We start from the raw sequence: 25486 nt of genomic DNA on the forward strand, positions 1-25486 counted from the left end.
TGGTTATTTCTTCTTTTTCTTTTTTCTGGCCGCAGTAGCCTCTACCAATTCAACACACTCTTCTTGGGTCAATTCTTCCGGCTTTTTGCCTTTTGGAATTCTTGCATTGGTTTTGCCACTTTTTACATAAGGGCCGTAACGCCCATTTAAAACCTGGATGTTACCATCATCAAACTCCTTGATTACAGCATTATTCTTTTTCTCTGCATCCTCGGCAATTAGCTCAAGAGCACGTTCCAAGGTTATGGTGTAGGGGTCATCATCCTTAATTGAAACAAACTTTTTACCAACACGGACATATGGACCGTACCGCCCAACATTCGCAGAGATTGGCTCACCATCTTTCGATTCACCGAGTTCCCGCGGTAACTCAAATAGTTTTAAAGCTTCATCAAGAGTAATGCTTTCAAGACGTTGTTCTTTTAATAAACTGGCAAATAACGGTTTTTCCTCATCATCAACAGTCCCGATTTGAGCAGCAGCCCCATATTTTGCCATTCTGACACTAACCGGGCGTCCGCTTTTAGGATCGGTTCCAAGAACCCTGCTTTGGATAACTTCGCTGCGTGGGATTTTTTCTTTTTCTTCAACCTGCTGACTAAAATTTTTCCAGAACTTTTCCATCAGCGGGATCCAATTGTTTTCTCCTCTGGAGATTGCATCCAGTTTGTCTTCCAGCTGGGCAGTGAATTCATAATCCACATACTGAGTAAAATGATCTGTTAAAAATTTGTTAACAACCCTTCCAATATCGGTTGGGTGAAATCTTTTAGCTTCCAGCTCAACATATTCACGCGAAGTCAAGGTAGAAATAATAGCAGCATATGTGGATGGACGGCCAATACCAAATTCTTCCAGTGCTTTTATCAAAGTAGCTTCAGAAAAGCGTCCCGGAGGTTTTGTAAAATGTTGTTCATTTACAATTTCTTTTAAATCGACATGATCACCAATTTCAAACTTTGGAAGTATTTTTTCATCACTATTTTCTGCAGGATCATCAACACCGACTTTATATACTTGTAAATATCCAGGGCTCTCAATAGTCGATCCTGTGGCTCTGAACATTCCTTTGTCGCCGCAAACAAAATCTATCCCAACAGTATTGATTTTTGCCGGAACCATTTGAGAAGCAACAGCTCTTTTCCAGATAAGGCCGTATAGTTTTAGCTGATCGGTAGAGAGGTGTTTTTTGATCGATTCTGGTGTTAAATTAACCGAGGTTGGCCGGACGGCTTCGTGAGCTTCCTGAGCGTTTTTTGATTTTGTTTTGTAAAAATTTGGTTTATCCGGACAATTCTCTTTTCCATATTCGCTATTTATAAAACTACGGATTTCATTTAGTGCTTGTTGGGCCATGTTAACAGAGTCTGTCCTCATATAAGTAATCAGCCCCTCTTCTCCGCTTCCTACATCAATACCTTCATAAAGTTGCTGTGCAATCCTCATGGTTCGCTTTGCAGAAAACCCAAATTTACGAGATGCATCCTGTTGTAAAGTTGAGGTAATAAATGGTGGTGCTGGTGAGCGCTTACGTTGCTTTTTGTCAATATTATCTACAGTAAGCTGTCCGTTTGCGGCGGTCATAAGAGATTCACGTACAGATGTTGCCTGTGATTCATTTGTAATATAGAATTGACCGGCTTTGTCATTTTCATAACGGGTTAGGTTTGCCGTAAAGGGCTGTGCTTTTTGCTTACACTCAGCTGTGACAGACCAATATTCTTTTGGAATAAAAGCTTCAATTTGTTTTTCACGCTCAACAATTAAACGCAATGCCGGGCTTTGTACTCTTCCTGCAGAAAGGCCGTATTTAATTTTTTTCCATAGCAGTGGAGAAAGGTTAAAGCCAACCAGATAATCCAAAGCACGCCTGGCTTGTTGTGCATTTATCAAATCATCTGAAAGTGTACGAGGATTACTAAGTGCCTCGGTTACTGCAGATTTTGTGATCTCGTAGAAAGCAACTCTGTGTACAGGTTTTTCTTTGATCAGTTTTTTGGATTTTAATAATTCTGAAATATGCCAGGAAATGGCTTCACCTTCACGGTCAGGGTCAGTGGCGAGGTAAATAGCATCAGTTTTTTTAACGGCTTTTAAAATTTCATCAATATTTTTTTTGTTCTTTTTTACAGTTTCATAATTCATCTGAAATGTTTCAGTATCTACAGCGCCTTCTTTAGGGACCAGGTCACGTACATGTCCAAAGGATGCGATTACCTGAAAATCGGTACCGAGATACTTATTTATTGTTTTCGCTTTAGCAGGGGATTCCACTATAACCAGGTTCTTGCTCATATTCTAAACTACTTTCCGGTTTGTTTCTTTTTGTGCACAAATTTGGTTTTTTTAAAAAGCCTGATAATATGATTTATTGATGGTTTTATCAAGTTTTGTTTTGAAAAAATAATTTCAACTTAATCGGTTGCTAAATAAAAACCGAATCCTTTAAGAAAAAATGAATATTTTTGCTGCATAAAGCGTTTAAATTTGTATTAAAAAGCTGGTTAATATTTTTACTAAACTAAATTGGATTTTGTTTTTTTTGAGTTCCGAACATTTTCACAAAAAGAATGTACAAGTATTGATATTTTTAATTAATAAAATTGCATATTAGAAAATATTTATCGATTATAAATACAAGACGAGCCCATCTAATAATTCGGAAATAAATGGACAAAACTGTTCGAAGTTATTTAAGATACCTTGCATTAGAAAAACGATATTCTCCTCAAACTGTTAAAAGTTATTCCACTGATTTGTCTCAATTCTCTGATTTTCTCAGCGAGCTTAGCGATGGCTATGATATTGCCTGGAAAAATATCAATAAAAAAAATATACGTCATTTTTTAATGGAACTACAAGATCGTGGACTTGGCAAACGTTCAATTGCAAGAAAAGTAGCCACGCTGAAGTCCTATTTTCAGTATTTGGAAAAACAGGAAGTCATTATTAATAGTCTCGCCTCTTCAATAAAAATGCCAAGATTTGACCAAAAGCTACCGGAGTTTTTGTCTGATGAAGAGATAAAAGACATTTTAAATAAACCTGATCTGGAGAGTTTTGAAGGATTAAGGGATCGCGCAATTCTGGAACTTTTTTATTCTTGCGGCCTTCGCCTTGCTGAACTTATAAACCTAAAACTTGAAGATTTAATGCTGCGAGAAAATGCAATCCGTGTGTTGGGAAAAGGAAAAAAAGAACGTATCATCCCGATTGGAAAACATGCAAAAAAAGCAATACTAAATTATTTAGATAAAAGGCAAAAAAAAGCACAGGTTGGGATCCAGGAATTGTTTGTTCTGGGATCTGGCAAAAAAATGTATGCCATGGCTATCCAGCGATTGGTAAAAAAACACATTAATGAAGTAGTAAATGTGCATACGGCAAGCCCTCATATTTTGCGCCATAGTTATGCTACACATTTGTTGGATGAAGGTGCAAATATAAGGGTGGTTAAAGATTTACTAGGCCATCAAAACCTGTCTACGACCCAAGTTTATACACATCTTTCTATAGAACATTTACAACGAGTATACAAAAAGGCTCATCCTAAAGCCGATAAAAAAGAATAACCCTTAAATAAGGAGGACTTTATGAACATCGCCATAACTACCAGAGGATATAAAGCGCCCGAACGCTTAAAAAATTATGTTAACGAAAAGTTGATTCGACTAGAAAGGTTTTCTGACATAATTATGAGCAATGAAGCAATAATATCCTATGAAAAGTTAGACCAGGTAGTTGAGTTTAAGGTGAAATTGAAGCACAAAGTAATTCGGGTAAAAGAAAAATCTGAAGATGTTTTTAAATCGGTTGATCTTGCTATAGATAATGTTGAAAGGCAAATTGCAAAGGCAAAAGATAGAATGAAAGACCGCAGTACAACAAAAATTGTAGAAAACCTAGAACAATAAAACTTAAGGCGCCTTCCTTGGCGCCTTTTCTTCTTTTCCCAGTACCATTTCTTTACTATATTGTCCACCCTATGAATGATTTTATAACTGTTCGCTCTCTTCTTGAAAATAATAAACGCAGATTAAAGCTTAAATTGCTTTGTTCTGTAAACGGTCTAAATAAAAAGATTGTAACAGGAGAATTGCATCGACCAGGATTAGCGTTGTCTGGGTTTACCGGAACATTTACTTATAATCGTATCCAGATTTTGGGAAACACTGAGATTTCATTTTTAAATGAACTTTCAAACGAGGAATTACAAAAATCGATTGATAAGGTTCTTGAGTTCCCCATTCCGGTCATCATTGTAACATCGGGTAATAAACCACCGGATTATTTAATTCAGGTGGCAACACGTAGGTACATTCCTGTTATTACTACTTCAATCCAAACAACAGATTTTAGTCATTTATTAGCAGACTATCTTCAAAGACAATTCGCATTACATGTATCTATTCATGGTTCACTGGTGGATGTATATGGGATTGGGATTTTATTTACAGGTAGAAGTGGAATTGGGAAAAGCGAAATTGCAATGGACCTTGTTGAAAGAGGTCATCGGTTGGTAGCAGATGATTTGGTGATTGTCACACGGAAATCGGAAGACGTTCTTATCGGTCATGGTACTGAAAATTCTGAACACATGATGGAGATTCGCGGTGTTGGTCTCATAGATGTAAAAAGGATGTTTGGAATCCGGGGCGTTAGAATGCAAAAAAGAGTTGAGGTAGAGGTTCACTTAGAAGATTGGGATGAATCTAAAGAATATGAAAGGATTGGTCTTGATGATAAGATGGTAGACATATTAGGTGTAGATATACCTCAAGTTGTTTTGCCTATAAATCCTGGTAAAAATATTACAGTTATTTCAGAAACGATTGCAATGAATCAGCTTCTAAAAACATATGGCTATCATACAGCAAAAGAGTTTAATAAAAATTTACAAAAACGAATTAAAGCAAAAAAAGCCAGTCCTTTGGCAAGCGACCATGATTATTTGGAAAAAGATTTTGAATGAAAGAAATACTTAGTTTTATAATTACTCACGGAAACCTGGCGGACGAATTAAACAAGGTTTCTCAAAAATTCTTGCCAACAGAGGTGTCCACTTATACGTACTCAAATCAAAAAGACAGTATAGAGAAAATTGTTAGTGATACTTCTGAAATAATAATTGAAAGTAAAGCGGATAATATAATCATATTCGTAGATCTTATGGGTGGAAGCTGTTGGCATGCAGCAATGACGCTGAAAAAAAATTTTGAAAAAGTTTCTATAATTACAGGAGTCAACATCCCTTCCCTGGTTTCATTTTCTACTAATTTTAATAAATTAGAGTGGTCAGATTTGATTGAGAAAATCGAAGTTGACTCAAAGAAAGCCATACGGGCAATAAAATAAATGGATATTCAACTTATTCGAATTGATGACCGTCTTATTCATGGACAGGTTGTAATAACCTGGGCAACTGCACTAAATTCCGAATCAATTTTACTATGCGATAATTCGGTTTACGAAAATGATTGGGAGAAAGAACTTTACTTATCGTGTTCCCCTGAATATTTAAAAATTACGATTCTCAATGTAGCTGGAACTGCAAAAATTCTTAAAGATAATTCTCAAGATTTTTCTAAAACAATTATGCTTGTAAATGGCCCTGAAGTAATTGAAGAATTGCTGGCTATGGGTGTTGACTTAACTAATATAAATGTGGGTGGAATTCACTTTAAGGAAGGAAGGGATAGCTTTCTTTCATATTTATATTTAAACAAAAATGAGAAGGAGTCTTTTAAACGTTGCATGGATAAGGGAATAAGTTTTGAGTGTTTGGATGTACCGACAGGTAATAAAGTAGATTTATGCAGTTTGATAAAATAGAAAAATCATAAAAAACGGGTTGCATCGTTATTTTGATATCTGTATATTCCATGCTCTGAAAAACACTGGCGTCTTAGCTCAGTTGGTAGAGCAACGGACTGAAAATCCGTGTGTCCCCAGTTCAATTCTGGGAGACGCCACAGTCATAGCAAGGGTTTACAGCATTTTGTTGTAAACCCTTTTTTGTTAAGTCGCTAATACGTCGCTATTTAATACATTCTTTTGGATGACATTTGTTCTTTGTGAGAAGTAGAGAGGTGAGCATATCTGAGGGTAGTTGTAAAACTGCTATGACCTACAATTTCTTTTACGGTAGTAAGTGGAACGCCATTCATTACTAAGTGGGAAATATATGTATGACGAAATGTGTGACAGCTTGCCCAGGACAAACCAATTTCATTTAATCTTTTTGATATCTTTCGACTGACCCACCATGAAGACCATTGCTTTCTATTAGTAGGACCGAATAATAAATTATCATTCCGTTTTGGAATTTTTTTCAACAGCTTTTTCAATTGTTTGTCTTCTATATAAGAAATTATACGGTGTTTCTTTGCTTTGGTACCAGAGCTTGGAATAGTGATCATTTGTCTTTTCAGATCTATATTGCTCCATCTGAGTACTAATGCTTCTTTTAGTCTGGCACCTGTTAACAAGTAAAACTCAACAATCCACTGAAATGGATCATCGTTAAAAACCTCGCGCACTTTTTGAATTTCCTCAACCTCAAGAAATTTTGGTAACTCACTTTCAGGAACCCGAATTGGCTTCACTTTAGTAAAAACAGATTGTGAAAGATAATTTCTCTCTTTTGCCCAATTGAAAATGGCCTTCAGATGCCGGAATTCCAAGTTTATAGTCTCAGGGCTTATCGTTCGTAGCCTAAAATTACGATAATTCTGAACATCAGAAATACTTATATCTGATATGTAGGTATCGCCAATGTATTCGAGAAATGTTCTCAAAACGAGCTCTTCTCTTTCAATACTACGCTCGGCTTTTGTAGATGATGAATTCTTTAAATATTCACTTTGAAGAGTTGATAATGTTATTTTTTTTAGCTCGTTAATCCCAGCATCAGTTTTACTTTGTTCGGTAACAAACTTATGAAGGATTTTTTCTGCAGTTCGTTTATCGCAACTGCCTATCGTCTTCATAAGATGTTTCTTTCCTTTATAGTAATCAATAACCCAGACTATTTTTCCGGATTTATATTCACGTTTCCTCAATGATGCCATTAAATATCTCCATTTACTTTTACTAATTCTCGATTTTCATTTATAAGATTCTCCACTTGGTCATATGTGAAATGAATAGAAGACCGTCCAAAACGAACACATTCAATATTGCCAGATTTGATCCAGCGGAAGAGAGTGTTGTAGTGAATATTTAATATTTTAGCTACTTCTTTAGCCGGTTTTGTTAGTTCTTCCGTTCCAGGCCAATAGCTTATTTTATGATCTCTATCCATTATTCTTATTCCATAAAAGAAGGGCTGGTGAAATACCAGCCCTTCATTAGGTTTGGTTTATAATGATGCAAGCAAACCGTCTTCGTCAAAGGATGAAAGTTCTTCCTTCTTTCTCTCAATGAGTTGGATTTTGCGAGAGTTCAATTTTTCTCTCTTAATTTCCATCGCCTTGAGATTCTGTTTTTCATCCAAGTAGATAAGGAGCCTCCTTTCTTTGGCTTTAGGTTCAGTGGCTGCCTCAAAAGCTTTCTTAGCTGCTTCAATGACCTTCATACATTTTTCAATGTATTTGTCAAGCCTTTCGAGGTGGAATTCTACCTGCCCGATATGTGGTGAGCGTTCGACAGTTGCCTTTGTCTTAGTACCCTTGTTAGATCGAAGCGGGAATACTTTCTCAAATTTTTCCCGATCGATGAAAGATTGACGACCTTCTCGGTGGATACAATCACCGTATTTAGCCTTTAGTGTGCGGATGCTAATGCCAACGTCGGCTGAGAAGGCGGTTAAAAGTAAGTGGTTCATCATGAACTCCTTTGTTTCTGTTTTGACCTGGAGTTATTTCCATGTCATTTTTTTCATAACAAACATAAAGGAGCTGTGTGATTGAGTGGGTTGTTTTGAATAAAATTTATATGGTAATATTAAAACAAGGGTGAAAAAATACTAATTAAGTGGTTGATATTTAACACTTTGTGGAAACAAATGAATTTGAGATTTGTGCAGATTATAGAGGCAATTACGGTTATTTTTTACGAATATGCGTGGTGAATTTATTTTTTGTTTGGATATACTCTAGATTGTCTTCTGTTCTTGGTTTGTATTTACTGGCTTTTTCAATAAAAGTCCTTGAATCTCGATAGGTTAAACTATTAATTTTAATGTTTACCCTTTTATAATCAATTTCTTTTACACTTTTTAACTGTTTATGAAAATTCCACACCCATTCATCTCTAGTGATTTTCAGAAAATCAAAATTTCTTTTCCTAAACTTAATTTCTTTAAATCTTCCCAGTTTCAAATAAAAAGTTTTTATGAGAAACTCTGATTCTAGGAGGTGTCGTTGACCACCTTTTTTTCTTTTTCCTTTTATTTCATTTTCATTAAATCGATAAATTGTTTGATGACTAACTAAATTAAACATAAGATCCGCAACCGATTGAGTGTTTTCTTCACCAAAAAGACCAAATAGTTTAAAATGGTGTAAAAAATTAAGAACTTTGCTCGGCTCAAAAAACGAATCTGAATCAAAATTCAAAGAAAAAGGTGAAATATTATCCGCCCCAACACATTGCCAGTACTTCTCCAATGTTAATAACATTAATTGTATTATGTTACTTTCATTGTCTTTATTTTGATCTTTTATAAAAAATCCCCAATCGAATAATTGCTTAATACTGAAATGAAGATTATCATATTTTTCTAATTCTTTTGTATTTAGATTTAAATTATACCTATTTAGAAATTTGCTTATGACTTCTTCATTATTAAGGTTATTTATTTCCTCAATATTTTTATTTTTTTGACTCTCAATGTCTTTTTTTTCAGATAATATGATGTTTTTAATATCATCCCTATTCGACATACCAGTATCCATAATTCTATTATATATATTATAGTAGTCTAAAGTCATACTATCATATTTCAGATTTATATCTGAAATTATTACATTTTTTAACGAGTCAATTTTATTGAGTAACATATCTTTTGGCATCTCAAACCGTTTCCCAAACCTTATTTCAAACCAGGTACGAAAAAGATATAGCCAAATTATTTCATTAAGGGTATAACGATCTACGGTTATAATAGACATGTGGTTTCCAGCTTTTATTTAGTGTTTGCCGTATGGAAAATTAGCTTAATTTAAGAAAATTCCAGAACACTTGACATATGGAATGGATGTAATTATACTATAATAGTTGATTCTCAACTTTATTTCTTAGTGAATAGAATTGCCCTGGTTTCCAGGGTTTTTCTTGACCCAAAATCGTCTTAATTTCTAAACAATTAGGAGCTATATATGTACCAAAACGTCTGTACAATGTGCAGAAAACTATTTAATACAGAAGACCGCAAGAACTATTTGTGCAAGAGTTGCAAAGCTGATTACAACCGAAAATATTATATGAAAAACAAACTAAATACGCCAAATGCGTATCGAAACAGACACTTAAATGAGGTAAAAAACATGACTAAAAAATGAAACCAAGAGAACTATTTTTTCAAGCTGGTGATGAGCGATATTCGCTGCAATCCAATGATGGAGATTATTATAAACAGAATGGAACTGTGGATGAAAACGTATTTAACCAGCATCTACAAGGCATCATTACAATGGGTGCCTATACAACCTACCAAAACAACTGCCTGTTCGGCGTTTGGGATATTGATATTAACAAATATTTTTATTCTAAACATGAAGATCCAATAGGCGCTTTTAAAGAATACAAAGATGATATAATACATATTCTAAAACAGTTTGATGAGTACTTAAAGGATTATCCGCATTATTTTGAATTCAGTGGACGAAAGGGTGCCCATGTCTGGGTGTTCTTTGAAAAACCACTACCATCAGAAGATGTTTTTGATTTCTTAACAACTATTGAAGAAAAGATTTATTTTAGAAGACAGATCTTTCACATAGAAAAATTCCCTAAACAAGCCACAACTTCAGGAGATGGTAATTTAATAAAACTACCTCTTGCCATTCACAGAGTATCAGGTCACCGGGCTTATTGGTGTAATCCGGACTTGGAACAAGTTGATTTGAAATGGGAAGATATAGAGAAGATAAAAAAACTCAAAGAAAGTAAAAAAAAGCAGAAATATAAGGGAAATAAACACGTACCTAAACCAGGAATTAACGGTAAAGTAGAATTCATTAAATCTACACCAGAAGGTTTGGAGCGATTGGAAAAACGCTGTGTAGCTTTGAGGAATGCGCGACCGGAAGGAACAACAGAATCCAATAATTGGCATATATTTGTTGGTGCGGTGTTTGGCCGGTTGAACCTTACCGAGAAAGTGCATGAAGCTTTTAGAAGTAATGCCTTCGACTACAACGAGCAAACCACCAGTTACCATTTATCAAAACTAATGAGTGGTATGGGTAATCATCATCCGATTGGCTGCAAGTTTGCCGTTGATAATGGATTTTGCAATCATCCCTGCCGCACGGTAACCCCATTTGATCATTTGAAAGACAGCTATCCCATGTTTGTGGATGATGTCCAGGACAAAAGCTCAAACTTTGTCAGTACTTCTACAAACCCACCATTGTTTAGCCTGGCAAGCGCATCTGTAAACCTGAACAAACAGATGGCGGATATTTATTCTGCTGACGTTGTTCCACAAGCACAAAAAGCCATTAAGGTTTATCAGGATATTTTTGCCATGAATGATCAAAGTACAGCCGGCAATGCGATTGTATTGAACACGATTCCCGGTGGTTTTAAAACTACAGCTACAGTTGAAATGGTGGTTGACGCACTTAATGAGGATAAAGAATTTGGGGCTATTATTGTGGTGGAACGCAACAGGGATGTGATTAGGATTGCCGAAGAGATCAATAATTCCTTTGGTATGTTTGGCCCGGCCTATCCTTTCTATGGTTACGATCCTGAAAATCCACAAGATTGCCTGCTAGGCCACAAGTCATATAAGGCAGGGATGTGTGATAAGAAAAACTGCTCAATACCGATGACAAAATGCCGCGTTAAGATGAACCATCTGATCCAGTATAATTATCGGGTTGTTGTAATGTCCCACCAGCGTCTTAAGATGTATGGTTCTGAAATGAAGCGTTTCCAGAATTGGCATAATTCGATGAGTTCAAAATTCAGAAGAACACATTTGATAATCGATGAACAACCTCCGCTGTTGGAACTTATGCGCTTTGATAGTGACACTCTGAATAACTTCTTGTCCGTTTTGCCAAACTTAGACAATGGTGTTCAGTATGTGCAGGATTATACACAACCCGTTCTTGATTTAATCAAAAACATTGATGGAAGAACAAACGCCAGGGAAGTAATTAAACCACAAGAGGTCCCTGAGTTTAAATTTGATGCACGTTTTGAGAATAGTTGGAAAGACTATACCCTTGACATGGCTTCGCTTAATGGACTTCCTGTGGCCCTTGAGAGTGTTTATAATTATGGCGGGATCTATATCAAAAAGAACCTGGGCGGCTTACCGGAAATATCTACCGGTTACTACTTAAACAATAGCTGGGACTTTGACCGCACAATTATTCTAGATGGTACAGCTGATATTTCACAGAGGTATAAATCAACAGTTTTTGACAAGGTCTATGTTCCTCAGCTTCATACCTATGAGCATTTGACCTTCAAGTACTATAATAAATTTAACCTCAGTCGCAGCACATATGAGAAAAAAGAAAACCTGATTCCGGGTTTGGTCTCTGATATTAAGGAGGTTATTAAAAAACGCAATAAGGTGTATGTAGTGGTTTATAAGGAAAACATGGAATCTTATGCGAAAGAATTTACACCTGAGATAGAATCAGGAAAAGTAGTCCTGAGAACTTTTGGTTCTACCCGTGGTGATAATTCCATGCGTGATTGTGATACTATCATATTTACAGGACTGATACATAAAGGTGAACTCAACTACCTGAGTGAGAGCCTGGTCTTGAACCAGGATTACTCCATGAACCTGAATGCCCAGAAACACCGTAAATCCCGAAAGTTCAAAGACCGTAATACTGAAATCATAAAAATGTCTTCCTGGTTAGAGGATTTTGTACAGGAAGTTTACCGGACACGCTTGCGTAGTCATAACCTGCAACAAGATGTTCAGGCTTATCTAATAGTTAGTGACCCTGATTTCCTTAATCTTATCGAAGGATATTTTGAAGGCTGTAAAATGGAAGAATGGGAGCCAAAAGAGATTTCAAAAGCCAGACTTACGGGTATAGCGGAAGAGATTGTTGAACAGGTAATCAACAGGGTTAAAGAAGGGGAGAGTAAGATTCCTAAAAACTCATTGGGTTTAAATTCTGATACCTTGAAGAAGACTCTGAATAGAAATCCAGAGATTGAAGAAATCTTAAATGATGCAGGAATTGAAATTCATAATAAGAACTTCGCAAAGGGGACAGTTTCTATATAATATAGAGTAGTAATTGTCCCCTTTGGAACAGAACGAAAAAACAAAAGAGTTGCAGTTTCTATATAATCATAGAGTAATAATTGCAACGCTTCTAGCAAGAATAATTAATTAATAAACCTAGGACCGAATAAATATGGAACAACTTAACGCATGGGACAAATGGCTTGAGACCAAAACCCCTATAAGGAAACGAAAACACAATTACCCAAAAATAAGAAAGAAAGGCATTCACAAAAACTCTCAAAAATATCAACTATTGCAAGAATATTCTGAGTCATATATAAAGGAGACCTGGATTAAGCATGGAATATACATGGCAGGTGAAATTTTGGATGCATCTCCAAAAGTAATCTGGCACCTGGCAAGAGAAAAAGGTTGGAAACGCCCCTTGCCAGATTTTTTAGCATTGGCTGCCCAGACGGGCAATTGGAAGATCACAGAGAACTATTATATTGAGGAAGAGAAAGATGAAAATATATTGGGTTAGGAAAAGAATTTTCAAATGTGCTACAGATGAATTTGATGATTATTATAATTGGATTAATGAAAACTTCATAGTCTACGATTTCGGAGATTTTCACTATTCCGAGTTGGGAGTAGACCTGCTGGTTTACTATCTTGAAAGGGATGATTTACTGCCCAGTAGTCCTTACAAGCAAATACATGATTGGCAAAGCAATCGAAGCAATGCACCGGCCGATGCCATTAGCTGGGAAAATTAATAATTTTCAGTTAAGTCTTTAAAAAACAATGGAATAAGCCTTTTTTGAAAGTACTTTTTTGTATTCGAACGACATACTTACGGTACTCTTATGTACTCCAACGACACACTTAGAGTATGTTAATGTACTCTAACAGTATGCTTAAAGATAGAATAACTTGCAAAAGCCGATTCATTTGAATCGGCTTGTTATTTGTAATATTCGAAACTTTAACTACCTATTTAAAGAATTAGATACGCGGGAATGCCAGATCGTTAATATTTATTTACCAATATTGTATAGCTAATCATTCAACTCAACATCAGATGCTATTTCTTTACCATCATCATTTTTCACAATTTTATATTTAACTTGATCACCAGGTCTTAAATCATTAAAATCAACGCCATTAACTGACTGGTGATGGAAAAAAAGGTTATCCGGTGATCTTTTAATAAACCCATAACCATTTTTTATATTTAGGATTTCACCTGACCCCTTGTTTGCGCTAATATTTTCTTTGATTCTTTCAAATTTTTGTTGCATAAAAATATTGTTGATTTGAAATGAACCTTTAGAAACCCTATTGTCAATTTCTTCATGCATAGAGATTGGATATGTAACGACTTCTAATAAATCTTGAGCGGTTCTTGTTGTTCTCTTCTTTCCATTATCATCGTTGTAACTGAAGTCCCAAGACAATAACATTACTCTGGTTCCTAATGTGTTTAACTTGCGGATTAAAGGTGTATAATCGCCGTCAGAAGCAACTAGAACCAAAACATTAAATCGCTTATAAAAAGCTAATTCAAATGCTTCAAGGGCAAGCCAGACATCAATTCCTTTTTCGTGTTTTATTCCTGATACAGATGTTCTTATTGGTAAGTAATGAGTTGTAACACCCTCTTTCATTAATACATCATCGAAAAGCCTATCATAATAAAGAGAATTTGATTTCTCTGCTGCTTCACGGGCGTTTAATCTGCCACGAAAATAGTGAGAGTCAACAATTTGACAATGTCGATAACCAGATGAATCACCTTCAACTTCTGCTACTTTATGTCTTATATAATCATGTAATCCAGAAACACTTATACGAGCTTTTCTTTCATGAACATAAGCGTAATAATTACTAACATGCAGGAAGTAATTACCATCATAAAACACACCAATTCGGGTCAATTTGTTTTGTTTATCTAAATTCATATTACTCCTTCCGGCTTAACTGATATAAGAGTTTTAAACACGAATAAGCTAATTACCCTACACTAAGCCCCTATAAAAGCTTAGTGGAAAAATAAAAATTGTTGAAGACAGAATTCGACTCCTCTTTTTACTATATATAATACTAACCTAAAAACGTTTAAAACACAATAAAAATCTAACTTTTATTGTGTTGTGTACAAAGTCACCCCTTTAAACTTCTTCATCACTAATGGAAAGATTAACTTCAAGTCAGGATTAAATTTATACCTTTTAGCAGTATACTCATTTCGGTTTTAGCTAATTAAACATTTTAAATAGTTATAAATCCATGACACTTCTTTTCAGGTAACAAATACTACTTTAGTAAGTAACAAGTGTTACTTTGTTTAGCTGGAAACAGCATTCAAAGCCTATTCTTTCGTTTGGCACAGCCGTTGTAATATAAGCTTCCAAAAAACAAAACATTAATTGGAGGATACAATGAGCAATACAGCCAAACAAAACATTCTTAATATTAATGATGCCACTTTGAGCATAGATGAATCACTAAGACAGGTGACATTAAACAAACTAAATGTAAATACGCCTGAATTCTTTCATTTAATCAATAAGCAGGAAACGCCCGCCGAACAAATCCAGGAAGCACGGAAAGTAATTGCGATTGGTTCTTTTGTGAAATCTAAAGTGGAAATGGTAATGGATACTGATTTTATTGAATCGCGAGTTAAGGATATGACCCATGGTTTCCAATCGCAGATGCAGCTAATTCAAAAAGAAATGATTCAGGAAGTTGATAAAAACTTTGATCCTGCCCAGAAAGAAAGTTATACAGCACGTATGAACCGCTTCTTCCAGGAAAAAAGCCGTGAATTTAATGAGGCAGCTGAAAAGGCTATTGGTGAGCTAATCAATCAAAACAAGCTTGTAAAAGAAAAAATTCAAGGCTCATTAGATCCCGACATCAAAAGCAGTTACCTAGGGCAGTTGATAGACTTTGTTGATACCTTTAAAGGAGATATCGAAAAACGCTTTGATGTAAAACAGGCAGGCAGTTTAACCCATGATCTTAAAAAAATGCTGGTTGATCAATTCGGCAAAGATGGCGAGTTACTTCAATCCGTTGAAAAGAGGTTTTCACTGGATAGCTCAGATTCTTTTGCCAGCCAGGTGTTTAAGAAGCTGGAAGACATAAAACAGGAAGTTAAAGCAACAAAAAGTGCTGCTGAAGCTGAAGAGTTGATAATCCAATCAACACCCAAAAAAGGATTTGCCTTTGAGGATGTGTTGGAAAATACGCTCGAAGATTTAGCAGCCACCCGTGGAGATATTGTTGAAAATTTAAGCACTACAGCAGGTGATGTTACCCGCAGTAAAAAAGGGGACTTTAATTACACGATTAGCTCTATAGGTAAAAAGATTGCCATCGAAGCCAAAAGCAAAGCAATGCCAGCCCTTAAAAATGTATTGGTTGATATAAAGCTTACCAAAGAAAATCGTAATGCTGACTACGTTATCTACCTAACTGAGCATGAAGATCAGTTACACAAACAGGTGGGTCTGTTCCAGGAATATGATGATGATAAATTGATTACCCATTTTGGTTTATTGGAAATAGCACTGAAAGTTGCCGTTTCGAGATTGATATTGGAAAACAATGAGATTGATGGCATCGACAGGTCAGAAGTAGAAAATGAAATTAATGCCATCATCAATTCTATTAAAAGCTTTCGCAGTATTAAAACCGCTGCCAATAATATCCACAAAGAAGCAGATAAAATCCTTTCGCAAAGCACAATCATAAATGATGAAGTCAGCGCAGCTGTTGCAAATCTTAACACAATAATTTTAGACAATTAGGAGGTTAACATGAGTGACTACACAGATATAACAATTATTCTGGACAGGTCCGGGTCGATGGAAGAAATTCATGAAGAGACTATCCTCGGTTTCAACAACTTTATTGGAGAGCAGCAAAAACTGGATAAGAAGGCTACTTTGACTTTAGTGCAGTTTGATCATGAATATGAACGCGTTTATGAAGCCAGGGATTTAAAGAAAATTGGTTCACTGAATTATAAATCTTACCAACCTCGTGGGACCACAGCACTACTGGATGCTATTGGCAGAACAATTATTGACACGGATAGCAGGGTATCTGAATTCAAACCCGAGAAAGTGGTGGTGGTAATTATTACGGATGGTTATGAAAATGCCAGCACGGAATATAATCGAAATCTAATATTCAGTATGATCGCTAAGCATAAGAAATGGGATATTATATTTTTGGGCGCTAACCAGGATGCAATTAAAGAAGCGGGTGATCTTGGGATAGCAAGTGACAGCAGCTTAACCTTTCAGTGTGATAATGATGGTATTTCTGATGCACTTCTTGCTGTGTCTGAAAACATTTCAGCGTTACGCCAGAAAAAACACAAAATACGTTTTACAGATGATCAGAGAAATAAACAAAAAAGATAACAAATATAATAGGGGGTAGTATGCCTTTAGATTATGAAATTATCGAAGCTCTGGACATTCACTTAGGTGAGTACTGGTCTTATGTAAATGTAATTCCACTATTTGATATAAGTATATGTACAGTCGGTTATTTTTAATTTGAAAACCCCTTTTAATAAATAAGCTTAACGATTAGATTATAAAAAAGACATTTTCATTTTTTTAGGTGAATATTGGTCTTTGTATAATAGAGCAAACAAGAAATTAAATCGAATTTGAAATGCCAAAGACTAATTTACAAAACTATGCATTTACCTTTACGGCAGGTGGTCTGTTGCTGGATGAGATACTTTCATTGCTTGACTATCTAATTGAAAATCGAGTTAATGAGTTAAATGATGCGATCAAGAAAAACGATATCCTTAAAACAAATGCAATGGCATCACGGGTCAGAATTGTAACTGAAATTCGTCGTAGATATAAAGCGGTCGATTCATGGGTCTGGACGTTTCTTAAGAATAGTAACCTTGATGAGCAAAAATTAATTCTGTTTTTTGTGATGCTCAAGGCAACACCCATTTTTTTTGATTTTCAAAGTGAAGTCATTCTAGAAAAATGGCGTTCAAGAGATCTTCATTTAGATAAAAATGATGTACTTTATTTTTTTGATAAAAAAACCCAAGTTTATCCAGATATAGAAACAAGAACAGAAGCAACTAGAACCAAAGCAGCAACAGTAATAGTGCGAATACTTAGAGAAAGTGGCATACTAGTAAAAAACACAATCAATCAGCCTCAGGCAGCGGATTATTTTTGGAATTATTTTATTAAACATGATGAAGCCTGGTTTCTCGAGTTAGCCTTGCTGCCACAACATCAACGCAAAGAATTAATGGATAACTATGAAGATTGAAGATCTTTTTATTGAATTAGCTGACAAAGATTTCCAGGAACCTTCAACTGGTAATCTATTTTTCCCAGCATACATTTATCAATACGATCCTAAAAAAGAGTATGAGATCAGGCAAAGTATAGCTGATCTGCATGGTAGGTTAATCAGGCCGGATATTTATGTTGATTGCCTTATTCTCAATATCTTTGATGAATTTATTACTTATTTGCGTGAACAGGAGCTGCTTGGAGAATCATTGTTGGAGCTGATTTTAGCACAAGAAAAAGAAGATCCTGAAGAAGCCCTGGGCTTACTTAGCGAACATGCCCACAGTGATGTCTTTCTTGAATATCTGCATAACACGGCCACAAAACATTTTAATTTCCCTGCAAAATATAAAAAAGTCTATCTGCTGCTTCATGGCTTTGGCTCAATATATCCTTATTTAAGGTCGAGTGAATTTCTGAAGAATTTTGAAAAACATTTATCCGGGGCAGGCTATAAGCTTATAGTTTTTTACCCCGGTGAATATAAAAACAAATACTATCATCTGTTTAATATGATCAACGACGATAATATTTATCGCGCCACATTGCTAAACCCAAAAGTGTGAGAGGAAAATGAAACTAAAGGAATTATACAGCAAATCAATTGATCGCCAGGTTAATCCAGCCGTTGTTGTTGGAAAACAAGATGCTGAAACCATCAAAATTGAAATAAATGAATATGTTTTCACCAAAGACCTGGTCGATAACCTATATCGCTTTTTACATGATATAGTCCATAAACAAGACGCTAAAACCAGTATCTGGATCAGTGGCTATTATGGCTCCGGAAAATCACACTTTATCAAATATGTTTATTACTGTTTGAATCCGCAGACATCCGAACAGGCAATCGATCATTTTATTAAAAATGCCGCAGAAGTGGCAGATGCTTTTTCAGATGCAACGCCATCCAATATCAAAATACTGAAAAATAAAATCGCTGAGTATGAGATTGATACAATTATTTTTAATATTGATGCCGTTTCGGGACAAAAAAATGAAAAGGAAAAAATCACCAAAATTTTTCTAAATCAGTTTAATGCCTTTCGAGGATTTAATAGTACAAATATTGCCTTAGCTTTATTACTGGAAAAACATCTGGATGAAGTTGGTTCTTTTAAGGACTTTAAAAAGGACATTTATCAAAAATTTAAAAAAGAGTGGAAAACAGATGCATCCACTTTGGTTTCTCTAAAATTAACAGATGTGTTGAATATTGCTCAAAAATATGATGGCGATATTGATCTTGATTCTTTACGAGCAAAATTAAAATCACCGGATGATATTACCATTAAAGATACACTTATCCCTGAGTTTAAAGATTATTTAAGCAAAAAAGACGATAATTACCGCCTGGTGTATATGGTGGATGAAGTCAGCCAATATATTGGTGTTAATACAAACTTGCTGCTAAACCTGCAAACGATAGTTGAAGAGATCAGCGCGGATTGTGATAATAAAATCTGGTTGGCTTGTACAGCACAGCAGACGCTTGACCAGATAATTGACAGCACCGAAATACACGGTGAAGATTTTGGCAAAATCCTGGGACGTTTTGAAACACGTATTTCTTTACAGAGCCAGGATGCCGCTTATATCACACAAAAAAGAATTCTGGATAAAAATTCTTCAGGTACCGAAGAGCTGATACAGTTCTATGATAAAAATAAAGATACAATTGATAATCAATACGTTTTTAATCATGAGTTATATAGCAGTTATGTGAATCGAGATCAGTTCCTGCTAGCTTATCCTTTTTTACCATACCAGTTTAGATTGATTGCCGACGTCTTTGATTCGTTCAGCGGTATTGGTTATGTAATTAAGGAAGTAAAAGACAACGAGCGCTCGGTACTTGCTATAACACATAGCACCGCTTTGAACAGCAGCAACGAAGAGGTTGGTCACTTTATACCATTCGATGCCTTTTTTAATCAACTCTTTCAACGCAACCTGACCCATCATGCCCGTGGTATTATTGATCGTGCCAGCAAGCTTCAGTCTGTTCAAGAAGATGGTTTTGCAAAACGGGTGGTTTACACACTTTTTATGATTGCGAATCTTTCTGATACTAAGCGGATAACTTTCCCTGCAAACCTGGATAACCTGACGCTGCTTTTAATGGATCAGCCGGATGTTAATAAACTTGAACTGCAGAACCGTATTGAAAAAGTGCTGGACCTATTGATTAAAAACAGTATCATCAGCCCGGAGAATGGTGACTATCGATTCTTTAAAGAAGATGAGATTGAAGTAGCTGCTTTAATCCAGAATCAGATTATAAATAGAGAAGACCGTATAACTGCTATTTGGGAAGATATTGTTATTAATATTCTTTCACTTCAACGACGTGTATCTTATGGATCAAATAATTTCAGCCTCTCTCTCAAAGTAGATGAAAAGTATATCTTTAAGGGAGGTGATATTTATGTATTTATATCCGCTTTTGAAAACACAACTCCTGCTCAGAAGGCTCTCACCAATAATAAGAATGATCTCGTCGTCTGTATTAATGAATGGTTTTTTAATCATCCGGAAATTCTCAGTGAAATCGAGCTTTTTACAAAAACTAAAAAATACATAAGACAAAATTCGGATTCAGCAACCGGTACACGTAAACAAACGATTGAAATGTTTGGCAACAAAAACAGCAACCGTAAAACGGATCTGATTAAAACATTCCAGACAAAATTTATTGAGACGCCTTTTATATCCGGGCAGCAGGTTATTAATCCTGCCGATTTAAGTAGTAGAGAACCGGCTAAACGTTTTGCTGAGGTTCTGCAAGGTCATTTTAGTGAGATATATAAAAAAAATAAACTGGCCCCGTCTTATACCAATGATGAACTTAAAAAGCAGGCCATGACCCATTCCCAAACTAGTGCCGATAAAACACTTACAACGGGTGAATCTGAAATTGAGAATTACCTGAACACCTATGGCCAAATAATGACCGTGGAAGATTTGATTAAAAACTTTCTTAAGCCTCCTTATGGCTGGAAAGATACATCCTCCATTGGTCTTCTGTTAAAGCTTGGTTTAAAACGCAAACGCCAATTTGAGTGGCGTAACCAGCCAATAGATTTTAAGGAATTTGTTGAATACGCACTAAAAAGCAATGAACGCAACGCTATTGTTATCAAAGACATTGTTGAAGTCGGCGAGTTGGAAGTTCAGGATGCTAAGCGTGCCTACCTGTCCATCTTTAATGAGCAATTATCGGATCAAACCGATTCCTATATTGTATTTGATCGGCTGAAAAGCAAATTAAGCATTACAGCAAAAAAGTACGCGTCTTATGAAGACAACTACAGCATGAAACCTTTTGGTAAACATTTTCATGAAATAGGTAAAGTGCTACGTGAATGGTTGGAAATCCGCGAACCAAAACAACTGTTTGATAAGGTTATTGAACGCAAAGATGATATTAGAGAACTGAATGATACCTGTAAGGATGTCATCGAGTTTATTGATCATCAATATAAAAATTATGAAACTATTCAGAAATTTGAGCGGCAAAACCGTCAGAATTTTGAGGTGCTTGATGTGGCTGAAAAAGCAAACGCGGAAAGCCTGAGTGATTATCTGGAGAAAGAAGACCGACCTGGTGACCGCTTCCCACAAATGAAAAAGATCTATGAAGAGATTCAAAACAGCATCAAAGATCAATCCAAAAATTTACAAAAAGAAACACGATCAGCCTATGCCGATATTTTTGTTGAACTGGATAATAAAGCGACTGAACTAAAAGTAGCAGATGTTTCCGGTTATTATGACAAGACGTCAAAACTGGCTGAAATTGACAAGGAAACAAATCTGACACACTTGCAGCTCTTAAAAGCCAATGCAGGAATGTTTAGAACAGACGCTGTTGAGCAGATTATTAAAGCAAGCCAAAAAGATCCTGAAAACAAGAAACAAATTGAACGTTTTGATATAAAGGCAACGCAAATTGCCAGCGAAGAGGAACTTGATTTACACCTGAATTGGTTACGCAGTGAGCTAATGAAAAAGTTGAAAGAGAATAAAATTATTCTCCTGGTTAAGGAATAGTTGCTGTCATTCTGAACGGAGTGCAACGCAGGGAAGAATCCCATTGTTTTTGGCTGAGGCTTTCGCGGCTGGGATCCTTCGTGCCTCAGGATGACAAACATGGTTCAAGGGATGCTGAAACAAGTTCTGCATGACGATAATAATCCAAAAAAAGGAATTTATGAACACCAACAAACTAAAAACATTTGCCCAGGAAGCCCGCCAACTATTAATGCAAGGGGTAGAAAACCGCCTGCGCTATTGGGGGTTTGACGAAAAAGGGCAGACGCTGGAAGACCTGCAACCGACCAAAGGCGGCTATATTTTTCGTGAGCAGGTGTTCGATGATCCTGATGTACCAAAGAAATGGCAAAACCTGAAAAGAGCAGTGCAAAGGCATACAGCCAAAGATATCGTTGAAGAAGCGGCCTACACCTGGTTTAACCGCCTGGTGGCCATAAAAATCCTGGAAGAAAACAATTACATCCCACCTGTGCTGCATTATGTATCCGCTGAACTGCAGGAACCGCTGCTGTTAAGTCATGCCCGTAAAGGACAGGCGGATTTCCTGAAATCCAATGAAAAAGCCAAGCTGACCGGCGCCTTACTGGAAAATGAAGACGAACAGGCCTTTGCCTTACTGTTAAGCAGCTATTGCAAAAGCCAGCCTTTGCTGAAACGTGTTTTTGGCATCATCGATGATTATACCGAATTGTTGTTACCCAATAACCTGCTCAGCAGCAATGGCATTATCGAACTGCTCAACAACACGCCATCCATCGAAGAGAGCGATTATAAGGAACTGGAGCTGATTGGCTGGCTCTACCAGTTTTACATCTCCGATAAGAAAGACGACGTGTTTGCCGGTTTTAAGAAAAACAAAAAAGCCCGCGCCGAAGATATCCCCGCTGCCACACAGATTTTTACACCCAAGTGGATTGTAAAATACCTGGTGGAAAACACGGTGGGACGCATCTGGCTGGACCGCTATCCCGATAGTCCTTTAAAACAGCAGATGAAATACCTGGTGGAACCAGCCGCTGAAAACCGCCAAAAAGATGAACCCATAATAAACGATGTAAGCGAGCTCAAAGTGCTGGATCCGGCTGTGGGCTCCGGGCATTTTTTGCTGGTGGCTTTTGACCTGCTGCTGGAGATGTACAAAGAAGAAGGTTACACCCCGCGTAATGCGGCGCAGCAGATTATACACAACAACCTGTTTGGACTGGATATCTGCAAACGGGCAGCGCAGCTGGCCAACTTTGCCGTGCTACTCAAAGCAGCGCAATACAACCCGGATATTTTAAACGGCGACCTTAAACCCAACATTTTTGCCATGCCCGAACCACGCGCCTTTAGCAGGCAGGATGTCTATGACTTTTTAGGCGAACAAGGCACGGCCTATGCCGATGAACTGGAAAAGGCTTTATTAGAGATGCAGCAGGCCCAGAACATTGGCTCCGCTTTGATTCTGGACCTGAGCAAACCGGCCCATGCTTTTATAAAACAACGCCTGCAGGAATTACAACAACAGCAGCAAAAGGGACAACTGGATTTAGCCTGGCAAGCTTTTTATGCGGTTTTCGCTTCTTTTATAGAACCAGTTCTAATACTTACCGATAAATTCCATGCTGTAGTGGCCAATCCACCTTATATGGGTGGAAAAAGTATGAATCCAAGCCTAACTGAATACGTGAGATCTAACTATCCAAAAAGTAAAAGTGATTTATGTACAGTATTTATGGAGGCATGTGTTCATTATCTTATTAACTCAGGGATTCTAGGCATGATTAATTTGCCCTCTTGGATGTTCTTATCAAGTTATGAAAAATTAAGAAGATCCTTATTAGAAAAAACATTTATATCAACACTAATTCATCAAGGACGTGGTATTTTTGGGTCAGATTTTGGATCAGTTTGTTTCTGTGTAATTAATGAAAACCATAAAGATAGAACAGGGATTTATAGAAGGCTTTTTCAACAGCATGTTAAAGTAGATTCAGTTGAAGAAAAAGAGCGAAGATTTTTTAACCGTGATTATGGCTTTTATGAGTCAAATCAATCCAATTTTGAAAAAATACCATTCAGTCCAATCGGTTATTGGGTTAGTGATAAAATTTATAAACTTTTTGAGCAAGATCTCCTCGCAAAAGTTGGTCATTTTGGAGAAGGACTTTCTACTAAAAATAATGACTTATTTATAAGATTTTGGCATGAGGTTAATTTCAGAGAAATTGGATTTAAACTTAAAAGTCCAAAAATGACAATTGACAACAATTCAAAGTTTTATCCTTTCCATAAGGGTGGTGCATTCAGAAAATGGTACGGGAATCTAGAATATGTAGTTGATTTTAAAAATGATGGCAATGCTTTGAAAATGTATAAAACGAGTCAGCTGAAAAATTATGCTACTTATTTCAAAAGGGGTTTAACATGGTCAAAAATCACATCTGGCTCATTTAGCGTTCGTTTTAGTGAAACTGGAAATATTTATGGTGATGCCGGATTAGTTGGCATTTTAAGTACGGATGAGACTTTATATTATTCAATTGCTTTTTTGAATACAAAATTAGCCTATGAACTGCTAATTATAATTAACCCAACATTGAATTATACTGCAGGTAGTATTAAAAGTATCCCAATAATAGTAAAATCAAACGAAATCGTTCAAAAACTAACAAAAGTTAATATTGAAATTTCTAAATCTGATTGGGACTCTAATGAAACTTCTTGGGATTTTAATTATTCGCCACTGATAAATAAATCGAAAAACATATTTAATTCTTATCAAGATTATTTGAAGTTAATTAAAGAAGATTTTTTTCTTTTGCATACAAATGAAGAAAGACTAAATAGAATTTTTATTGAAACCTATAACTTAGTTGATGAGCTAAGTCCAGAAGTTTCATTAAAAGATGTAACAATTTGTCAAGATGAGCTCGATTTTAATAACCTAGAAAAATCAGAAATCTTGTTTCGTGAAAAAGGCAAAGATGCTATCGAATTACCTATTAAGAAAGATGTGGTCATAAGTCAATTTTTGAGTTATGCTACGGGTTGCTTTATGGGGCGTTACCGTCTGGATAAACCGGGTCTCAATATTGCCCATCCCGATCCCACTCAGCAAGAACTTTCCGGCTATAGCTACAATAATCACCCTTTTCAAATCGATGAAGACGCCATCATCCCTATGATGGGCGCAGAGAGTCCATTTTCCGATGATGTGGTTCTGCGCGTTAAAGAGTTTGTTTTGACTATCTGGGGTGAAGAAACCCTTACCGGAAATCTTAACTTTATCAATGACGCCCTGGGTATGGATATGGAAAAGTTTATGGTCTCCAAGTTCTGGGATTTCCATAAAAAGATGTACAAAAAGAAACCTATCTATTGGCTTTTTGCATCACCCAGTAAATCTTTCCAGGTATTAGTTTATATGCACCGCATGAACCGTTTTACGATACAGAAAATCCGTAATAACTACCTGTTAAAATATCTCAATTGGCTAAATGAGCAAATCAGCCGTCTGCAACAGGATGAAGCAAGCCTGTCTAAAGTCGATGCCCGGCGTCTGGATAGCCTGCGCAAAGCCCTGGTTGAATGCCGCGCGTATGACAAGCTACTCAAAGACTTTGCCGATAAACAAATCGAATTTGACCTGGATGATGGGGTCAAAGTAAACCACGCCAAGTTTGAGGGGATTGTGGTTAAGATATAATTT

At 36.3% G+C, this 25486-nt stretch carries 20 protein-coding genes and 1 tRNA gene; 15 read left to right on the forward strand and 6 right to left on the reverse strand.

Annotated features, from left to right (window positions below):
* Positions 1 to 3: 3 nt before the first annotated feature.
* Positions 4 to 2295 carry a type I DNA topoisomerase gene (topA, locus tag HND50_17030; protein NOG46950.1) on the reverse strand — a complete coding sequence of 764 codons (2292 nt, stop codon included), beginning with the start codon at positions 2293 to 2295 and terminating at the stop codon, positions 4 to 6.
* 374 nt (positions 2296 to 2669) lie between these two features.
* Between topA and HND50_17035 the strand changes: the two genes are divergently transcribed.
* The 6 genes from HND50_17035 to HND50_17060 all read left to right on the forward strand — a co-directional run bounded on the left by HND50_17035 (position 2670) and on the right by HND50_17060 (position 5972).
* A complete protein-coding gene (locus HND50_17035) occupies positions 2670 to 3572 on the forward strand; it encodes a tyrosine recombinase (protein ID NOG46951.1) in 903 nt (300 codons plus the stop codon).
* A 21-nt stretch (positions 3573 to 3593) separates the two neighbouring features.
* Complete coding sequence (gene raiA / locus HND50_17040; protein ID NOG46952.1) at positions 3594 to 3914, forward strand: ribosome-associated translation inhibitor RaiA; 321 nt, start codon at positions 3594 to 3596, stop codon at positions 3912 to 3914.
* Positions 3915 to 3985: 71 nt separating this feature from the next.
* Positions 3986 to 4972, forward strand: coding sequence for an HPr kinase/phosphorylase (locus tag HND50_17045; protein ID NOG46953.1), 987 nt, complete (start codon positions 3986 to 3988; stop codon positions 4970 to 4972).
* A complete protein-coding gene (locus tag HND50_17050; GenBank protein NOG46954.1) occupies positions 4969 to 5355 on the forward strand; it encodes a hypothetical protein in 387 nt (128 codons plus the stop codon). Before HND50_17045 ends, HND50_17050 begins: the two co-directional genes overlap by 4 nt.
* A complete protein-coding gene (locus tag HND50_17055; protein ID NOG46955.1) occupies positions 5356 to 5832 on the forward strand; it encodes a PTS sugar transporter subunit IIB in 477 nt (158 codons plus the stop codon).
* 67 nt (positions 5833 to 5899) lie between these two features.
* Positions 5900 to 5972, forward strand: a tRNA-Phe gene (locus HND50_17060).
* 69 nt (positions 5973 to 6041) lie between these two features.
* Here HND50_17060 and HND50_17065 read toward each other — a convergent pair.
* The 4 genes from HND50_17065 to HND50_17080 form a co-directional block, all read right to left on the reverse strand.
* Positions 6042 to 7070 (reverse strand): site-specific integrase, encoded by a 1029-nt coding sequence (locus tag HND50_17065; protein ID NOG46956.1) that lies wholly within the window; start codon positions 7068 to 7070, stop codon positions 6042 to 6044.
* The gene (locus HND50_17070; protein ID NOG46957.1) at positions 7070 to 7303 is read right to left on the reverse strand and encodes a helix-turn-helix domain-containing protein; all 234 of its coding nucleotides are present in this window, start codon (positions 7301 to 7303) and stop codon (positions 7070 to 7072) included. The genes HND50_17065 and HND50_17070 overlap by 1 nt, the downstream gene beginning before the upstream one ends.
* A gap of 57 nt (positions 7304 to 7360) precedes the next feature.
* On the reverse strand, positions 7361 to 7825 hold the full coding sequence (locus tag HND50_17075) for a hypothetical protein (protein ID NOG46958.1): 465 nt from the start codon (positions 7823 to 7825) through the stop codon (positions 7361 to 7363).
* A gap of 220 nt (positions 7826 to 8045) precedes the next feature.
* The gene (locus tag HND50_17080) at positions 8046 to 9113 is read right to left on the reverse strand and encodes a hypothetical protein (GenBank protein ID NOG46959.1); all 1068 of its coding nucleotides are present in this window, start codon (positions 9111 to 9113) and stop codon (positions 8046 to 8048) included.
* Positions 9114 to 9499: 386 nt separating this feature from the next.
* Between HND50_17080 and HND50_17085 the strand changes: the two genes are divergently transcribed.
* The 3 genes from HND50_17085 (at position 9500) to HND50_17095 (ending at position 13155) form a co-directional block, all read left to right on the forward strand.
* On the forward strand, positions 9500 to 12433 hold the full coding sequence (locus HND50_17085; protein NOG46960.1) for a hypothetical protein: 2934 nt from the start codon (positions 9500 to 9502) through the stop codon (positions 12431 to 12433).
* A 133-nt stretch (positions 12434 to 12566) separates the two neighbouring features.
* Positions 12567 to 12920 (forward strand): hypothetical protein, encoded by a 354-nt coding sequence (locus HND50_17090; protein NOG46961.1) that lies wholly within the window; start codon positions 12567 to 12569, stop codon positions 12918 to 12920.
* Positions 12901 to 13155, forward strand: a complete 255-nt coding sequence (locus tag HND50_17095) for a hypothetical protein (protein NOG46962.1) — start codon at positions 12901 to 12903, stop codon at positions 13153 to 13155. The genes HND50_17090 and HND50_17095 overlap by 20 nt, the downstream gene beginning before the upstream one ends.
* Positions 13156 to 13437: 282 nt before the next feature.
* Here the strand turns inward: HND50_17095 and HND50_17100 are convergent, their stop codons facing one another.
* Positions 13438 to 14340 carry an NYN domain-containing protein gene (locus HND50_17100; GenBank protein ID NOG46963.1) on the reverse strand — a complete coding sequence of 301 codons (903 nt, stop codon included), beginning with the start codon at positions 14338 to 14340 and terminating at the stop codon, positions 13438 to 13440.
* A 480-nt stretch (positions 14341 to 14820) separates the two neighbouring features.
* Here HND50_17100 and HND50_17105 point away from each other — a divergent pair, with 480 nt between their 5' ends.
* The 6 genes from HND50_17105 (at position 14821) to pglX (ending at position 25483) form a co-directional block, all read left to right on the forward strand.
* Positions 14821 to 16197: a hypothetical protein gene (locus tag HND50_17105; protein NOG46964.1), complete on the forward strand. Its 1377-nt coding sequence runs from the start codon at positions 14821 to 14823 to the stop codon at positions 16195 to 16197.
* A 9-nt stretch (positions 16198 to 16206) separates the two neighbouring features.
* Complete coding sequence (locus HND50_17110) at positions 16207 to 16818, forward strand: VWA domain-containing protein (protein ID NOG46965.1); 612 nt, start codon at positions 16207 to 16209, stop codon at positions 16816 to 16818.
* A gap of 259 nt (positions 16819 to 17077) precedes the next feature.
* Positions 17078 to 17710: a DUF1819 family protein gene (locus HND50_17115; GenBank protein ID NOG46966.1), complete on the forward strand. Its 633-nt coding sequence runs from the start codon at positions 17078 to 17080 to the stop codon at positions 17708 to 17710.
* Positions 17700 to 18302, forward strand: coding sequence for a DUF1788 domain-containing protein (locus tag HND50_17120; protein NOG46967.1), 603 nt, complete (start codon positions 17700 to 17702; stop codon positions 18300 to 18302). Before HND50_17115 ends, HND50_17120 begins: the two co-directional genes overlap by 11 nt.
* A 7-nt stretch (positions 18303 to 18309) precedes the next feature.
* Positions 18310 to 21789 (forward strand): BREX system P-loop protein BrxC, encoded by a 3480-nt coding sequence (gene brxC, locus HND50_17125; GenBank protein NOG46968.1) that lies wholly within the window; start codon positions 18310 to 18312, stop codon positions 21787 to 21789.
* Positions 21790 to 21949: 160 nt separating this feature from the next.
* Positions 21950 to 25483, forward strand: coding sequence for a BREX-1 system adenine-specific DNA-methyltransferase PglX (gene pglX, locus HND50_17130; GenBank protein NOG46969.1), 3534 nt, complete (start codon positions 21950 to 21952; stop codon positions 25481 to 25483).
* Positions 25484 to 25486 lie beyond the last annotated feature (3 nt).

The sequence above is a fragment of the Calditrichota bacterium genome (genome assembly GCA_013112635.1).
In the GTDB taxonomy this organism is placed as follows: Bacteria; Calditrichota; Calditrichia; order Calditrichales; family J004; genus JABFGF01.

Bases quoted from the DNA above. Each gene is read 5' to 3' on its own strand.
- topA (NOG46950.1), bottom strand. From the start codon at position 2,295: ATGAGCAAGAACCTGGTTATAGTGGAATCCCCTGCTAAAGCGAAAACA.
- HND50_17085 (NOG46960.1), top strand. From the start codon at position 9,500: ATGAAACCAAGAGAACTATTTTTTCAAGCTGGTGATGAGCGATATTCG.
- HND50_17075 (NOG46958.1), bottom strand. From the start codon at position 7,825: ATGAACCACTTACTTTTAACCGCCTTCTCAGCCGACGTTGGCATTAGC.
- HND50_17090 (NOG46961.1), top strand. From the start codon at position 12,567: ATGGAACAACTTAACGCATGGGACAAATGGCTTGAGACCAAAACCCCT.
- HND50_17065 (NOG46956.1), bottom strand. From the start codon at position 7,070: ATGGCATCATTGAGGAAACGTGAATATAAATCCGGAAAAATAGTCTGG.
- HND50_17095 (NOG46962.1), top strand. From the start codon at position 12,901: ATGAAAATATATTGGGTTAGGAAAAGAATTTTCAAATGTGCTACAGAT.
- HND50_17035 (NOG46951.1), top strand. From the start codon at position 2,670: ATGGACAAAACTGTTCGAAGTTATTTAAGATACCTTGCATTAGAAAAA.
- HND50_17110 (NOG46965.1), top strand. From the start codon at position 16,207: ATGAGTGACTACACAGATATAACAATTATTCTGGACAGGTCCGGGTCG.
- HND50_17115 (NOG46966.1), top strand. From the start codon at position 17,078: ATGCCAAAGACTAATTTACAAAACTATGCATTTACCTTTACGGCAGGT.
- HND50_17045 (NOG46953.1), top strand. From the start codon at position 3,986: ATGAATGATTTTATAACTGTTCGCTCTCTTCTTGAAAATAATAAACGC.
- HND50_17055 (NOG46955.1), top strand. From the start codon at position 5,356: ATGGATATTCAACTTATTCGAATTGATGACCGTCTTATTCATGGACAG.
- HND50_17100 (NOG46963.1), bottom strand. From the start codon at position 14,340: ATGAATTTAGATAAACAAAACAAATTGACCCGAATTGGTGTGTTTTAT.
- HND50_17105 (NOG46964.1), top strand. From the start codon at position 14,821: ATGAGCAATACAGCCAAACAAAACATTCTTAATATTAATGATGCCACT.
- HND50_17080 (NOG46959.1), bottom strand. From the start codon at position 9,113: ATGTCTATTATAACCGTAGATCGTTATACCCTTAATGAAATAATTTGG.
- HND50_17050 (NOG46954.1), top strand. From the start codon at position 4,969: ATGAAAGAAATACTTAGTTTTATAATTACTCACGGAAACCTGGCGGAC.
- HND50_17120 (NOG46967.1), top strand. From the start codon at position 17,700: ATGAAGATTGAAGATCTTTTTATTGAATTAGCTGACAAAGATTTCCAG.
- brxC (NOG46968.1), top strand. From the start codon at position 18,310: ATGAAACTAAAGGAATTATACAGCAAATCAATTGATCGCCAGGTTAAT.
- HND50_17070 (NOG46957.1), bottom strand. From the start codon at position 7,303: ATGGATAGAGATCATAAAATAAGCTATTGGCCTGGAACGGAAGAACTA.
- pglX (NOG46969.1), top strand. From the start codon at position 21,950: ATGAACACCAACAAACTAAAAACATTTGCCCAGGAAGCCCGCCAACTA.
- raiA (NOG46952.1), top strand. From the start codon at position 3,594: ATGAACATCGCCATAACTACCAGAGGATATAAAGCGCCCGAACGCTTA.